The following is a 14,456-nucleotide window of genomic DNA, read 5'->3' as shown; positions in this document are numbered from 1 at the left end:
CCTTTCGATTACTGCGCTACGCGACGGCCGAAACCGCCGGCCGGGCGATGTGCGCCGGGGTTCTGCGCCTGGGTATTGGGCGCCGCGAAGATGGTGCGGCGGAAGTTCTTCTCCAGCCGGTCCGAGATGTATTTCCAGAGCGCGGTGACTTCGGCAGCCGAGCGACATTCAGGATCGACTTCCATCACCGTGCGACCGTCGATCATCGAGGCCGCGAAGTCGGTCCGGTGGTGGAGGGTGATCGGGGCAACCGTGCCGTGCTGCGACAGCGCGACGGCGGCCTCCGAAGTGATCTTGGCCTTGGGCGTCGCGGCATTGACCACGAAAACCAGCGGCTTGCCGGCGCGTTCGCACAGGTCGACCGTTGCGCCGACGGCGCGCAGATCGTGCGGGGACGGGCGGGTCGGTACGACGATCAGTTCGGCGACGGAAATCACCGACTGGATAGCCATGGTGATCGCCGGCGGCGTGTCGATCACGGCCAGCTTGAAGCCCTGCTGACGCAAGACGTTGAGGTCGTTGGCGAGCCGTGCGACGGTCGTCTGGGCGAAGGCGGGCAGCTCTGCCTCGCGCTCGTTCCACCAATCGGCGAGCGACCCCTGCGGGTCGATGTCGATCAGCACGACCGGGCCTGCGCCCGCGCGTTGTGCCTGTACGGCGAGATGGCCAGACAATGTCGTCTTGCCCGATCCGCCTTTCTGCGATGCCAAAGCCAGTACTCGCAAGGCCTGGTCCCCCTACTGAAAAACCCCGTGATCTCCGCCCGAAACGGCGGTTCCAGACCGGATATCGCTGGATACCCCTAATTTTGGGTTAATGGGTTCGCTCGCGTCTTCGTGCTTGTCCGCAGCGCACGGTCTGCCATGAGAGCCCGATGGTCGCGGACAGGGTCGATGGGGAAGGTACAGCGGACGCCGGGCAAACCTTTGCCCCGCTGGGCGATGCGGCGGCCGACCGGCTGGTCTCGCTCGATTTCATCCGCGGCGTCGCGGTACTCGGCATCCTGGCCGCCAATATCACCGGTTATGCGCTCTCGAGCATGGAATCGGGCTGGCCGTCGATTTTCGGTCCGCTCGATGAAGGATCGATCGCGGTATGGCTGTTCGATCTCGTCTTCGTCGACGGGAAGATGCGTTCGCTGTTCGCAATCCTGTTCGGTGCCGGACTGGCGCTGTTTATCGATCGGGTGGAAGCGAAGGGCGGGGTCGGCGTTGCCTTGCAGGTGCGACGGCTGGGCTGGCTGCTCGCCTTCGGCATCGCGCATTTCTACCTGCTGTTCCGGGGTGACATTCTCGCTGCCTATGCCTTCTGGGGCTTCTTCGCGATGATGATGACGCGGCTGCCACCGGCACTGCTGCTGTCGCTCGGCGCGACGCTCTATCTCGCGATGGTCCCACTCGACATGGCGAGCTACGGTGCCGCGCTGGAGCCGCCGGCGCTCGCGGCCAGCGGCGAAGAAGGCAACGCGTCCCCCTTCGCAGGCAGGGCGTACGATTACGCGGATCTGCGCGAGCAGGCGTTGACGGACCGGAGCCGGATGCGCGACGGCAGCCTGGCGCAGATCGTCGCGCACAAGCAGGCGGCGCATGCCTATCGGTACCTGGCCGGCTCGATCGACGCGCTGTTCGACAGTTTCCCGATGATGCTGATCGGCATCGCGCTCTACCGGCTCGGGCTGTTCGCGCGCGGCGCCGGATCGGGCAGGCTGAAGCTGTGGGGCTGGGGGCTGGCTGCAGTCGGGATCGCCACCGCGCTGGCGCTCGCCCGGGTGCCACTGGCACAAGGCCTGTCGATCGAGACGATCGGGTATTACACCCATGCGCTGATGCCCCTTCAGCGCCTGCCGATGACGCTGGCATGGCTGTTCCTGCTGCTGGCCTATCTGCCGCGCTTCGCGTACGGCAAGGTGGGGCAGCGGATCATCGCCGCCGGGCGCATGGCGTTTTCCAATTACATCGGCACGTCATTGCTCATGGCGCTGATCTTCCAGGGCTGGGGACTGGGGCTGTTCGGCTCGTTCACCAGGCTGGAACTGGCGGGCTTCGTTCTGCTCGGGTGGGCGGCCATGCTCGCATGGTCGAAACCCTGGCTGGAGCGCCATGCCCAGGGACCGCTGGAATGGCTATGGCGCTGCCTCACCTACTGGCGGCTGTTTCCGTTCCGCCGCTAGCGCCGCAAGCTTCGCTTCATGCGCTCGCGATTGCGGCGGGCCGCGGTCCGCGTTTCGAGCAGGAAGGTGACGAGCCCTGCCATCAGGAACAGCATGGTGACGATCCATGCGATCGCGATCAGCGTGCCCATCTGCGGGCGGACGAACGCACTGGTGAAAAGCAGGGCGATCACGACGCTGATCGAGACGGCCGAGGCGGTCGACAGCATCACCGCGCGCTGGGCCAGCACGCGCCGTTTCTCCAACGCCGGCAGGTCTTCGACCAGGGTGCCGGCCCGGTCTTCCTCGTCAAGCTGCATGATGCGCTCGATCCGGTTGGCGACCCAGATGAGCCGGTTAGTCATCACGTTCATCACCGCGCCGATGCCTGCCAGCAGGAACGCGGGCGCAAGGCTCAGCTGGACGACATGCTGCACCCGCGCGGAACTGCTGGTGCGGGAGACCAGGTCCCCCGGATCGGGCAGCGCAAGCGCCGCAACCATCGCCTCGAACATCATCGTCACGACGATCCGCTGTAATTGCCGCCGCCGCCCTTGTTGTCGTTATAGGGGTTCTTCGGGCTCTTGAGCACGACGCGCACCGGTACCGCATCGAACCCGAGTTCGCGCCGGATGCCGTTGACCAGATAGCGCTCGTAGCTCTTGGGCAGCATGTCGAGCCGGGTGCCGAAGACCACGAAACGCGGTGGTCGCGTGCCGGCCTGGGTGATGTATCGCAGCTTGATCCGCTTGCCCTTGGGCGCGGGCGGCGGGTTGGCTTCGAGCGCATCGTCGAACCACCGATTGAGCGCGGCGGTCGGTACGCGCTTCGACCAGCTGTCACGCAATTCGAAGGCAGCGCCAAGCATCTGGTCGATGCCCTTGCCGGTGCGTGCGGAAACCGCGAAGAGCGGCACGCCGCGGACCTGCGCCAAGCCTTCGTTCAGCGCCTCGCGGATGCCGTTGAACAGGCTGCTGGCATTTTCGGCGATGTCCCACTTGTTGATCGCGACCATCAGCGCACGGCCTTCTTCCAGGACCATGCTGGCGATCTTGAGATCCTGGTGCTCGAGCCCTTGCGTCGCATCGAGCAGCAGGACGACCACTTCGGCGAAGTCGACTGCGCGGCGCGCGTCGGCGACGGACAGCTTTTCCAGTTTTTCGACCACGTTGCGTTTCTTGCGCATGCCGGCCGTGTCGATCAGCCGGATGTCGCGGGTCTCCCCGTTCGCCGGATTGGTCCACTGCCAGTCGACCGCGATCGAATCGCGGGTGATCCCGGCTTCCGGGCCGGTCAGTAACCGATCTTCGCCCAGCATCTGGTTGATCAGCGTCGACTTGCCCGCATTGGGTCGGCCGACGATCGCCAGCTTGAGCGGACCGAGCGGCGCGTCCTCGTCGTCCTCGCCAGCGGCATCGCCATCGCCATCGTCCTGGCCGCCTTCCGCCTTCTCGCCGATGATCGGCCACAGCGCATCGAACAGGTCGGCAACGCCTTCGCCATGCTCGGCGCTGAGCGGAACCGGGTCGCCGAAGCCGAGCGCGAAGGCATCCATGATGCCGCCGTCCCCGGCCTTGCCCTCTGCCTTATTGGCAACCATCACGACGGGCACGTCCTGCTGGCGCAGCCAGCGGGCGATTTCCTCGTCGAGCGGGGTAATCCCGGCACGCGAATCGATCACGAACAGCGCCGCGTCGGCACCTTCGACGCTGACCTCGGTCTGCTTGCGCATCCGGCCGGGCAGGGTTTCGGGATCGTCATCCTCCCAACCGGCCGTGTCGATCACGGTGAACGGCATGCCGGCGAGAAACGCGTCGCCCATCCGCCGGTCCCGGGTAACGCCGCCCTGGTCGTCGACCAGCGCAAGCTTCTTGCCGACCAGCCGGTTGAACAGCGTGGACTTGCCGACGTTGGGTCGGCCGATGATGATGACTTGGGCACTCATTGCGGATCGGGAGGTGGCCCCTCCGGGCCCGCTTGGCAAGGCTGGTGGGTCGGTAAGGTCAGGCTTTGGCGACCGGCGGGTCGTCGCCGAGGTCGTCGTACCAGGCTTCGACGGGGCCATTCAGTTTGATGGTCAGCGGGTTGCCCTTGCGGTCCATCGTCTTGCCGGCCTGCACGCGCACCCAGCCTTCGGAGATCGAATATTCCTCGATATTGGTCCGCTCGGTTCCCTTGAACTTGATGCGCACACCGCGCTGCAGGACGTCGGAATCGAAATGTTCGCTCTTGAAATTCACCGACAGACGGTCGGGCGGCACGTCCGAGGGCTCGTTCGCCTTGGTCGTTTCGCCGGTGGTGTCGGAAGTCTGTTCGTCGCTCATGTGCGCCCGTTAGAGCGCAAACCCGCTCGCGGCAAGACTGTGCGCTTGCCCTTTCGTGCGGGCGTCTTTAAGGGGCGCATCCTTGACGCGAAGGCCCCGCCTTGGCGCGGCTTCGTTCGGGCTAGCGGGCGTGGCGGAACTGGTAGACGCGCTGGTTTTAGGTACCAGTATCGAAAGATGTGGGGGTTCGAGTCCCTTCGCCCGCACCAGCCCGCCGCCGCAGCCCAATCGACAACTGACGAGATTTTTGAAAAAAGGCACGACGTTTCACCATGCAGATCAAGGAAACCACCAACGAAGGTCTCAAGCGCGGCTATCAGTTGACGATCACCGCCGACGAGATCGCGGCGCGGGTCGACAGCGAGATCAAGAAGATCGCCCCGCAGGTGAAAATGCCCGGCTTCCGGCCCGGCAAGGTTCCGGCCAACCTCGTCAAGAAGATGCACGGCGAGCAGATCCACGCGCAGGCAGTCAACGACACGATCCGCGAATCGGTCGACGAACTGATGACTTCGAAGGAACTGCGCCCGGCGATGCAGCCCAAGATCGACCTCGGCGAAGGCTATGAGGACGGCAAGGACGCGGTCCTGACGGTCGACATGGAAGTGCTGCCCAAGGTAGAGACCCCGACCCTCGACGGCCTCAAACTCGAACGCCTGACCGTTCCGGTCAGCGACGAGCAGGTCGACGAAGCCGTCGCGCGGCTCGCCGAAGGCCAGAAGAGCTACAAGGACGCCCCCAAGTCGAAGAAGGCCGCCGAAGGCGACCAGGTGATCATCGACTTCACCGGCAAGCTCGACGGCGTCGAGTTCGACGGCGGCAAGGCCGAAGATGCCCCGCTGGTGCTCGGTTCGGGCCAGTTCATCCCCGGCTTCGAGGAGCAGCTGACCGGCGTGAAGGCAGGCGATGAGAAGACCATCACCGTCACGTTCCCGGCAGATTACCCGGCCGCAGATCTCAAGGGCCAGGAAGCGACCTTCGACATCGTGGTCAAGGCCGTCAAGACCGAGACCGAGATGGTCATCGACGACGAGCTCGCGAAGAATATGGGTCTTCAGGATCTCGAGCAGCTCAAGGGCCTGATGCGCGGCCAGCTGGAGCAGGAAACCAACGGCCTGACCCGCACGCAGATGAAGCGCCAGCTGCTCGACACGCTCGCGGCCGGCCACGACTTCCCCGTGCCCGAGAGCATGGTCGATGCGGAATTCGACCAGATCTGGGCGCAGCTGCAGCAGGAAGCCGCTCGCGAAGACGATCCGGAGGCCGCACTCAAGGAAATCGAGGCGGAGAAGGACGATTACCGCCGCATCGCCGAGCGCCGCGTGCGTCTTGGCCTGCTGCTGTCCGAAATCGGCCAGGAAAACGGCGTTCAGGTCTCGAACCAGGAAATGTCGATGCTGATCCAGCAGGCGGCCCAGCAGTATCGTCCGGAAGATCGCGAACGCTTCATCCAGTACGTCCAGTCCGAGCCGATGGCTGCAGCCCAGCTGCGCGCACCGCTTTACGAAGACAAGGTCGTCGACTTCCTGTTCGACCAGGCCGAAGTGACCGAGCGCGAAGTGACCCGCGAGGAACTGGAAGCCGCGATCGAGGCCGACGAGACCGAGGAAGCGAAGCCCGCTGCCAAGAAGAAGGCCCCGGCCAAGAAGAAGGCCGCAGCCGACAAGGCAGACGACAAGAAGGCTGACGCGAAGGCTGAGAAGAAGGCTCCGGCCAAGAAGGCAGCGGCGAAGAAGGACGACGCCAAGGCCGAGAAGAAGGCCCCGGCCAAGAAGGCAGCGGCCAAGAAGGACGATGCCAAGCCGGCCGCCAAGAAGGCTCCGGCCAAGAAGGCCGCCGCCAAGAAGTAAGCCCTATTCCGGTGCGGCTGCGCGATCGACTGCGACGCGTGGCCGCTCCGGCGGGGACAGCCTCGGCATGTCCTTGTCCGCCCCGGCGTGGATATGCGCGCCGCGACGCTCGGCAAATGCGATCAGCGGCCCGGCGAAGATGCCGTGGACCACGATCGACAGCAGGATCGCGAAGCTGGCCGTCGCCCATAGCGTTCCCAGTTCCGCGAACTCACCATGGTTCTGGCCATAGGCGAGGTAATAAATCGAGCCCATTCCGCGCACGCCGAGGAAAGCGACCGCCAGCTTGCCGACGATCGGCAGGCCGCAGTTGGCCTCGGCCAGCAGCCCGCTGATCGGCCGGATGACGAAAACCAGCGCGATCCCGATCAGCGCCGCGGGCCAGGTAAGCGAATCGAGCACGCCGCTCGCCAGCATGGCTCCGAAGGCGAACAGCACCGCGACCAGCACGATCTGTTCGATCTGGTCGATGAAATGGTGGCTGATCTTGTGATAGCGGCTGGCATTCTCGCGCTGGCGCGCGGTAACCGCGCCGACGAACACCGCCAGAAAGCCGTAGCCCTCGACAATTTCGGCCAGCCCGTAGGCGAGCAGCAGCGTGCCGAGCACGACGAGGCCCTCGCTCGTCGAATAGCGCGGCGCCTCGCTGTCGACGTCATTCATTTCCTCGTCCGCGCCCCTCTCGAAAACGTACCAGGCGCCGGCCCGGCCCACGAGCCAGCCGACGAGGACGCCCGCCGCTATCCGCCAGACCAGGTCCAGCGCGGCCCATTCGAGAGTCCACATGCCTAGCGAGGCCATGCCGGCCGCCGCGATCGCGAGGTAGGTGAAGGGGAAGGCCAGCCCGTCGTTGAGGCCCGCCTCTACCGTCAGGCTGAAGCGTACATCGTGTCGCTCATTGTCGCCCGGTGGCCCCACCTGCACGCTTCGCGCCAGCACCGGATCGGTCGGGGCCAATGCCGCGCCGAGCAGGATCGCGCTCGCCGGGGCCAGTCCCAACGCCCACCAACCCAGCAGCGCCACTGCCGTGATCGTCAGCGGCATGGCGATCACCAGGAGCGGCCAGATCTGTCCCCAGTTCTTCCAGCTAACCGGTCGGTCGATAGCTATACCCGCCGCCATCAGGCTCGCGATCACGATGAACTCGGTCACGTATTCGAGCGTCAGGGCATCGAAGCCGTCGACGGTCGGATTGAAATGCGGCAAGCCTAGAGGCAGCGAAAAAACCAGGTAGCCCGCCGCGACGTAAACGATCGGCAGGGACAGCCAGTATTTCGCCAGCTTGCGTTCCAGCGTGACGGCAAGGACCAGCCCGAGGCCGAAGAGCACGAACAGGAGGATGCGCGGTTCCATCGCCTCGTGTCAGTCGTTTCCGGACCACCGCCGGAAGCGCGGCGTGGGAAGGGCGGCCGTGCGCGCTTTTTCGTAGGCTGCACCCAGCCGCAGGATCTCTGCATCCTGCCACTTCGTGCCCATGAAGCTGAGCCCGACCGGCAATCCCTCGACCGCGCCCATCGGCACGGTGAGGTGCGGATAGCCCGCGATGGCCGCCAGCGATCCGGCTCCGATCGAGCCGTTGTAATGGTCGCCATTGACGAGATCGCTGGTCCATGCAGGGCCAACGGTCGGCGCGATGAGCGCAACGACATCATTCTCCGCCAGCAGCTTGTCGATGCCTTCCTTGCCGGCCAGGCGTTCCGACAGCGCGCGTGCCTGCCTGTAGGCGTCCTCGTCCGTCGTGCCGAGGGCCTGCTCGAACAGCGACTGGCCGAACCAGCGCATTTCCTTATCGGCATTCGCCTTGTTGAACGCGACCAGGTCGGCGAGCGAGCGCGGCAGATTCTTGCCCGGCAGGCCTTGCAGATAGGCATCCATGTCGGTGCGCAATTCGTAGAGCAGGACGGTCAGCTCGGCGCTGTACATCTCGCCCTGCGGTTCGAAATCGATGGGTACGATCACCGCACCGGCGGCTTCCATGTCCGCGACGGCCTGGTCGAAGACGGCCTTCACCCGCCTGTCGTTGCCGATGGCATTCGTCAGCACGCCGATGCGCTTGCCCTGGAGGGTCGCACCGTCGAGCGCGGCGGCATAATCGATCGTGGCCTTCGGCGCGTCCAGCGTTGCCCGGTCGAGCGGATCGGGACCGGCAATCGCGCCGAGCAGCATTGCCGCATCGCGCACCGTCTGCGTCATCGGGCCGGCGGTATCCTGCGAATGGCTGATCGGCACCACATGGGTCCGGCTCACGATGCCGATGCTCGGCTTGAAGCCGACTATGCCGTTGACCGATGCCGGGCAGGTGATCGATCCGTCGGTTTCCGTGCCGATCGCGGCCCAGGCAAATCCCGCGGCCACCGCCGCGCCGCTGCCGGAAGACGATCCGCAGGTGTTGCGGTCGATCGCATGGGGATTGCGGGTGAGCCCACCCACCGCGCTCCAGCCGCTGGTCGAATTGCCGTCGCGAATGTTGGCCCATTCGGACAGGTTGGTCTTGCCCATGACCACGCCGCCCGCAGCCCTGAGGCGCGCGATCAGCGGCGCATCGCGCCCGGTCATGTTGCCTTCGAGCGCCAGGCTGCCCGCCGTGGTCGGCAATTCGCGCGTCTCGACATTGTCCTTCACCAGCACCGTGCGGCCGGCGAGCGGCAGTCCGCGCGTCCGGCGGACCTGCTCCGTGATGTCGGGCGCGAGCGCGATAACGGCGTTGAGGCCGTCGGGCCCGTCGTCGTATCGCACGATCCGCACGACCTGGCCGACCGCATAGCCTTCGTACATGCCACTTTGCGGGCCGATCGGGTCGACCCCGGCAGGCAGGTCGACCCGTTCCGGCGCGATGACGACTGCGGGACGGGTTGGCGCGGTCTGGCCCTGGGCGCAGGCTGCCAGCGTGCAGGCGATCGAGAACAGGGCGATGCGCGAAAGCGCGGCAATGCGATGGTTCATCGCGGCATGTTGCCGCAGCCGCCGCGCGATGCAAGCGGTTCCGGTCGACCTGAGCCGACCGGCAATGCCGAGGCTCAGACCTTCACTTCGCTCGAATGCTTCACGACCGTGCCGAGGATGCCGTAATCCTTGGCTTCCTGCGTACCCATCCAGAAGTCGCGGTCGATGTCCTTGAGAACCTTCTCGTATGTCTGGCCAGTCGCTTCCGCGATCTTGCGCGCGATCCGTTCGCGCATCTTGACGATTTCCTGCGCCTGGATCGCGATGTCGGAAGCCTTGCCGCCCGCACCGCCCGAGGGCTGGTGGATCAGGAAGCGGGTGTTGGGCAGACAGAAGCGCTGTTCGGGCGGGACGGACAGGAAAATATGCGTCGCGATGCTGGCGACCCAGCCGGTCCCGATGACCGCGACCGGCGAGCTGATGTATCCGATGAGATCGTGAATGGTGTCGCCCGATTCGACGTGGCCGCCGGGCGAATTGATCATCAGCTTGATCGGCTCGTTTGACAGGTGATCGAGGTAGAGCAGCTGCATCGAGACGCGTTCGGCCAGCTTCTGGTCGACGCCGCCGAACAGCATGACCGTACGTGCTTCGAGGAACTTCGCCATCATCGCGGCGCGAATGCCGTTGCCTTCGGTTTCGGTGTCGTCCTCGTCGGCGCGAACGGGGAAACCGGCGGAAAACTGGACTGACGACATGGAAGATACCTCGTGTTGATCTGGTGTGTGCGATATCGCTAGGTTCACCAAGTCGCAACGATGCGGCGCAATTCAAGCCTTGAACCCTGCGCCTCGAGCACAGATATAGCCGCAAACATCTTCCAGAGGACTTTCATGATCGATCTGCTCGGCACTTCCGGCGAAACCTACGGCACCCAAGGACAATTCACCCGCGACCCGGTAACGGGCGCACTCGTCCCCGTGGTGGTCGAGCAGACGAGCCGGGGCGAACGCAGCTTCGACATCTTCAGCCGCCTGCTGCGCGAACGCATCGTCTTCGTCACCGGACAGGTGGAAGACGGCATGGCATCGCTCATCACCGCACAGCTGCTGTTCCTCGAAAGCGAGAATCCGTCGAAGCCGATCAGCATGTACATCAACTCGCCGGGCGGGGTGGTGACGGCCGGCATGGCGATCCACGACACCATGCAGTACATCAAGCCGCGGGTGTCGACCGTCTGCATGGGCCAGGCCGCATCGATGGGCAGCTTCCTGCTCGCCGCGGGCGAACCCGGCATGCGGATCGCGTTGCCCAATGCGCGGATCATGGTCCACCAGCCTTCGGGCGGCGCGCGCGGGATGGCCTCCGACATCGAGATCCAGGCCCGCGAGATCCTGCGTATCCGCGAGCGGATGAACGATCTCTACGTCAAGTATACCGGCCAGAGCCTTTCCGACATCGAGAAGGCGATGGACCGCGACACCTTCCTCGAAGCGGAAGAAGCGATGAAGTTCGGCATCGTCGACAAGGTCTTCGAAACCCGACCCGAAAACGAGGAAGAAGAGAGCGCGGAAGGCTCGGGCGGCGCTCCTGAATAAGGGCCGCGCCATGCCGTCCATGCCCCTTTGCGGGACGGCGGCCTATCCGTGTGTAGCATTCCGGCAACCCTGCTGCTTCAGCTAGCTGCAAGACCTCCATGCTACCACTATGTATTGATTATCGGACCTCCGGCTCTAGAGTCGGGCGAATCCCAATGGATTGTCCCACGTTTTCAAGGGTCCGAAAGAACGGGAAATGACGGAATTGAGCGGAACCGATAGCAAGAGCACGCTGTACTGCAGCTTCTGCGGCAAATCGCAGCACGAGGTGAGGAAGCTCATCGCCGGCCCGACCGTGTTCATCTGCGACGAATGCGTGGAGCTGTGCAACGACATCATTCGCGAAGAAACCAAGGCGGGCCTTGCCGGGCGCAAGGAAGGCGAAGTGCCCACCCCGATGGACATCTTCACCACGCTCAACGACTACGTGATCGGCCAGGACCGCGCCAAGCGCGTGCTCTCGGTCGCGGTGCACAACCACTACAAGCGCCTCAAGCATGGCGGCAAGGCAGGCGACGTCGAACTCGCCAAGTCGAACATCCTGCTCGTCGGCCCGACCGGCTGCGGCAAGACGCTGCTCGCGCAGACGCTCGCGCGCACTTTCGACGTGCCCTTCACCATGGCCGATGCGACCACTCTTACCGAAGCCGGTTACGTGGGCGAGGACGTCGAGAACATCATTCTCAAGCTGCTGCAGGCTTCCGACTACAACGTTGAAAAGGCGCAGCACGGCATCGTCTACATCGACGAGATCGACAAGATTACCCGCAAGGCGGAAAATCCTTCGATCACGCGCGACGTGTCGGGCGAGGGCGTGCAGCAGGCGCTGCTCAAGCTGATGGAAGGGACCACGGCTTCCGTCCCGCCGCAGGGCGGCCGCAAGCACCCGCAGCAGGAATTCCTCCAGGTCGATACGACCAACATACTGTTCATCTGCGGCGGTGCGTTCGCGGGCCTGGAAAAGGTCATCGCCGACCGGCTGCAGAAGCGTTCGATAGGCTTCGGCGCGCATGTTGCCGACCCGGACAAGCGCCGCATCGGCGAATTGCTCGAAAAGTGCGAGCCGGAAGACCTGCTCAAGTTCGGCCTGATCCCCGAATTCGTCGGGCGTCTGCCGGTGATTGCGACGCTGCGTGATCTCGATATCGAGGCGCTGGTCAAGATCCTGTCGGAGCCCAAGAACGCGCTGATCAAGCAGTACGCCAAGCTGTTCGAGCTGGAAGACGTCGAACTGACCTTCACGCCGGACGCGCTCGAAACGATCGCCGAGAAGGCCATCGCCCGCAAGACCGGCGCGCGTGGCCTGCGTTCGATCGTCGAAGGCATCCTGCTCGACACGATGTTCGACCTGCCCGATATGGATGGCGTGACCGAGATCGTGATCGACAAGGACGTCGTCGAAGGCCGCAAGGACCCCGTGCGGGTTCACGGCGGACAGAAGGACGAGGAAGCAGCGGCCTGATTTCGACTCCTCGCCCAAGTTTATCTGCGGAAGAAGCCGAGGCGTTTGCCCGCGAGTGGATCGCAGCTTGGAATTCGGGTGATCTGGAGCGCATCTTGTCGCACTACGACGATGATTTCGAGATGCGTTCGCCCCTCATTGCCGAAAGGGGATTCTCGTCCGATGGCTGTCTGCGTGGCAAGGCGGCTGTCCGACCATATTGGGCCGTGGGCCTTGCCGCCCGACCGCCTCTCCATTTCGAATTGATCGGGGTCCATGTCGGAGTGAATGCGATCGCCATTTGCTATCGCAGTGTAGGGCGCGCCAGACTGGTGGTGGAGCGGATCCAATTTGGGGAAGATGCCAAGGCGATTTGCGCTGAAGCTCTCTATCGAGCCGACCCCGATGGTGCCTAGCTAGCACCCGCCCGCCCAGTTGGGATCGGGTTCCATGCGTTCCACCTCGCTCCCGCCAGCGCGGCCTAGCGGGCAAACGAGTGGGTGGGGACTTTTTGCAGTCCCCACCATCGCTCGGCTATTCCTTGTCGACGCTGACGAGCGTGCCGTCGTGCGTGAAGGTGCAGACGAAAACCGTCCCGGCGCCATTGGGCGGATACTGCCCGAATACCGAATACATCCCGTGGTCAGGGATCGGCATCTGGGTGCTGATGCTCCGCGGCGACTCGCCGAACTTCTGCGCAGCTGCTCCCGCGCAGAACCTCGGCATCTGGGCGACCGCAACCCGTTCGGAAGCCACGCCGTGATTGACGTAGCCCGCGTTGCCCCGGATCGCTTCGTGACCGCAATCCTTGGCCGATGCCGGCTCGATCGAATCGACCCGGCCGTTCTCGACGAGAACCGACGCGCAGGTCTTCGTTCGTGCATTCCACCACAGCGAGGCTGCACCCATGTTTCCTGCCATGGTGTAGCCCTTGGATTGCAGTTCCGCTTCGGCTGACGAGCCGCGCGCGCCGATCAGATCGCCAAGGCCGCGCACGGTTTCGGCGGAAAGAGAAGCCGGGACGGCACTTACGGCAAGAGTGGCAAGCCCGAGGGCAAATAGTGTTCTCTTCATGCTCGGTGGTCCTCAATCGTTTCGCCGACACTTACGCCGACTGGACAGGACATATCGCACGATGTGCGATCCACAATATGCAATGCGATGAACGGCGTCCTGGCGGTATCTCGTCTCGAGAACTCGTTGCCGCCCAGCCGCTTCACCAGCGGGCTTTCCGGCAAGTAAGGGAAGTCAGCCCGGGCCGGAATCGCGCAATGTCAGCACCCGCCCGCGCATTCCCGGTCCTGTTCGATCTGCACGGTCGCGTGGCCGATCGCGTGGTGGTGTTCGAGTTCCACGGCGATCTCGCGCAGGAAAGCGTCTCCCGGGTGGCCGCGCGGCATCACGAGATGCGCGGTCAGCGCCGTCTCGGTGGTCGACATCGGCCAGATATGAAGGTCGTGCACGGCATCGACGCCGTCGAGGCCGGTCAGATAGGCGCGCACGTCCGCCTCGCTCACGCCGTCGGGCACGGCGAGCAGGCTCATCTTGACGCTGTCCTTGAGCAGGCCCCAGGTCCCCCAGGCGATCACCGCCACGATCACGAGGCTGGTGACCGGATCGATCCACAGTGCGCCGGTGTAAAGGATCAGCGCGCCCGCGATCACAACGCCGACCGACACCAGCGCGTCGGCCGCCATGTGCAGGAACGCGCCGCGAATGTTGATGTCATGCTTGCGTCCGCGCAAGAAGAGCAGGGCCGTCGCGGTGTTGATGACGATGCCTATCCCGGCGACCAGCATCACCGTGCCCGCCTCGATCGGTTGCGGGTCGGAAAACCGCTCGATCGTCTCGAGCAGGATCATCCCGATCGCCACCAGCAGCAGCATCGCGTTGGCTAGCGCGGCGAGGATGGTCGAGTTCTTGAACCCGTAGGTGAAGCGCTCTGTCGGCGCGCGCTTTGCAAGCACGCTAGCGCCCCAGGCGAGGAGCAGGCTCAGGACGTCGGAAAGATTGTGCCCGGCATCGGCGATGAGCGCCATCGAGCCCGACAGCCATCCGTAAGTCGCTTCGACCACGACGAACACGGTATTGAGGACGATGCCGATGGCAAAAGCCATGCCGAAGTCAGTCGGTGCGTGGCTGTGGCCCGCATGTCCGTGCCCGCCCCCGCCCGACTTCCCGTGATCGTGAGAATGCCCTGCGCCCATCGAG

General features: G+C 64.5%; 14 protein-coding genes and 1 tRNA gene. 6 read left to right on the top strand and 9 right to left on the bottom strand.

Annotation, left to right across the window (positions count from 1 at the left end):
- Positions 1-8 precede the first annotated feature (8 nt).
- Positions 9-725 (bottom strand): ParA family protein, encoded by a 717-nt coding sequence (locus tag GRI48_RS05730; protein ID WP_160672663.1) that lies wholly within the window; start codon positions 723-725, stop codon positions 9-11.
- Positions 726-874: 149 nt separating this feature from the next.
- Between GRI48_RS05730 and GRI48_RS05725 the strand changes: the two genes are divergently transcribed.
- Positions 875-2,170: a DUF418 domain-containing protein gene (locus GRI48_RS05725; protein WP_160672660.1), complete on the top strand. Its 1,296-nt coding sequence runs from the start codon at positions 875-877 to the stop codon at positions 2,168-2,170.
- Here GRI48_RS05725 and GRI48_RS05720 read toward each other — a convergent pair.
- Genes GRI48_RS05720 through GRI48_RS05710 form a run of 3 tightly spaced genes read right to left on the bottom strand, consistent with a single transcriptional unit; the run spans position 2,167 to position 4,473 of the window.
- Positions 2,167-2,667, bottom strand: coding sequence for a DUF2721 domain-containing protein (locus GRI48_RS05720; RefSeq protein ID WP_237451860.1), 501 nt, complete (start codon positions 2,665-2,667; stop codon positions 2,167-2,169). The two genes, GRI48_RS05725 and GRI48_RS05720, sit on opposite strands and share 4 nt — an antisense overlap.
- A 2-nt stretch (positions 2,668-2,669) precedes the next feature.
- Positions 2,670-4,094 carry a ribosome biogenesis GTPase Der gene (gene der / locus GRI48_RS05715; RefSeq protein ID WP_160672657.1) on the bottom strand — a complete coding sequence of 475 codons (1,425 nt, stop codon included), beginning with the start codon at positions 4,092-4,094 and terminating at the stop codon, positions 2,670-2,672.
- 58 nt (positions 4,095-4,152) lie between these two features.
- On the bottom strand, positions 4,153-4,473 hold the full coding sequence (locus tag GRI48_RS05710; RefSeq protein WP_160672654.1) for a DUF3297 family protein: 321 nt from the start codon (positions 4,471-4,473) through the stop codon (positions 4,153-4,155).
- Positions 4,474-4,597: 124 nt separating this feature from the next.
- On the opposite strand from GRI48_RS05710, the gene GRI48_RS05705 reads away from it, so the two are divergent.
- Together GRI48_RS05705 and tig are read left to right on the top strand one after the other, a co-directional pair.
- Positions 4,598-4,682: transfer RNA gene (locus GRI48_RS05705), tRNA-Leu, on the top strand.
- 63 nt (positions 4,683-4,745) lie between these two features.
- Positions 4,746-6,323 (top strand): trigger factor, encoded by a 1,578-nt coding sequence (gene tig / locus GRI48_RS05700; protein ID WP_160672651.1) that lies wholly within the window; start codon positions 4,746-4,748, stop codon positions 6,321-6,323.
- A gap of 3 nt (positions 6,324-6,326) precedes the next feature.
- Here tig and GRI48_RS05695 read toward each other — a convergent pair whose 3' ends face one another.
- From GRI48_RS05695 to GRI48_RS05685, 3 genes are all read right to left on the bottom strand, one after another.
- Positions 6,327-7,676, bottom strand: coding sequence for a cation:proton antiporter (locus tag GRI48_RS05695; protein ID WP_160672648.1), 1,350 nt, complete (start codon positions 7,674-7,676; stop codon positions 6,327-6,329).
- Between the two features lie 9 nt (positions 7,677-7,685).
- Positions 7,686-9,266: an amidase gene (locus GRI48_RS05690; protein ID WP_160672645.1), complete on the bottom strand. Its 1,581-nt coding sequence runs from the start codon at positions 9,264-9,266 to the stop codon at positions 7,686-7,688.
- A 74-nt stretch (positions 9,267-9,340) separates the two neighbouring features.
- A complete protein-coding gene (locus tag GRI48_RS05685) occupies positions 9,341-9,964 on the bottom strand; it encodes an ATP-dependent Clp protease proteolytic subunit (protein ID WP_160672642.1) in 624 nt (207 codons plus the stop codon).
- Between the two features lie 135 nt (positions 9,965-10,099).
- Between GRI48_RS05685 and GRI48_RS05680 the strand changes: the two genes are divergently transcribed.
- The 3 genes from GRI48_RS05680 to GRI48_RS05670 all read left to right on the top strand — a co-directional run bounded on the left by GRI48_RS05680 (position 10,100) and on the right by GRI48_RS05670 (position 12,661).
- On the top strand, positions 10,100-10,804 hold the full coding sequence (locus GRI48_RS05680) for an ATP-dependent Clp protease proteolytic subunit (RefSeq protein ID WP_160672639.1): 705 nt from the start codon (positions 10,100-10,102) through the stop codon (positions 10,802-10,804).
- A gap of 196 nt (positions 10,805-11,000) precedes the next feature.
- Positions 11,001-12,266 (top strand): ATP-dependent Clp protease ATP-binding subunit ClpX, encoded by a 1,266-nt coding sequence (gene clpX, locus GRI48_RS05675; RefSeq protein ID WP_160672636.1) that lies wholly within the window; start codon positions 11,001-11,003, stop codon positions 12,264-12,266.
- Positions 12,263-12,661, top strand: a complete 399-nt coding sequence (locus tag GRI48_RS05670) for a nuclear transport factor 2 family protein (protein WP_202389271.1) — start codon at positions 12,263-12,265, stop codon at positions 12,659-12,661. Before clpX ends, GRI48_RS05670 begins: the two co-directional genes overlap by 4 nt.
- 118 nt (positions 12,662-12,779) lie before the next feature.
- On the opposite strand, the gene GRI48_RS05665 is transcribed toward GRI48_RS05670, so the two are convergent.
- Positions 12,780-13,319 carry a hypothetical protein gene (locus GRI48_RS05665; protein WP_160672633.1) on the bottom strand — a complete coding sequence of 180 codons (540 nt, stop codon included), beginning with the start codon at positions 13,317-13,319 and terminating at the stop codon, positions 12,780-12,782.
- Between the two features lie 200 nt (positions 13,320-13,519).
- The gene (locus GRI48_RS05660) at positions 13,520-14,452 is read right to left on the bottom strand and encodes a cation diffusion facilitator family transporter (protein ID WP_160672630.1); all 933 of its coding nucleotides are present in this window, start codon (positions 14,450-14,452) and stop codon (positions 13,520-13,522) included.
- Positions 14,453-14,456 lie beyond the last annotated feature (4 nt).

This window comes from Qipengyuania oceanensis, assembly GCF_009827535.1.
Classification (GTDB): domain Bacteria; phylum Pseudomonadota; class Alphaproteobacteria; order Sphingomonadales; family Sphingomonadaceae; genus Qipengyuania_C; species Qipengyuania_C oceanensis.
This window is presented reverse-complemented; position numbering and strand designations above follow the sequence as displayed.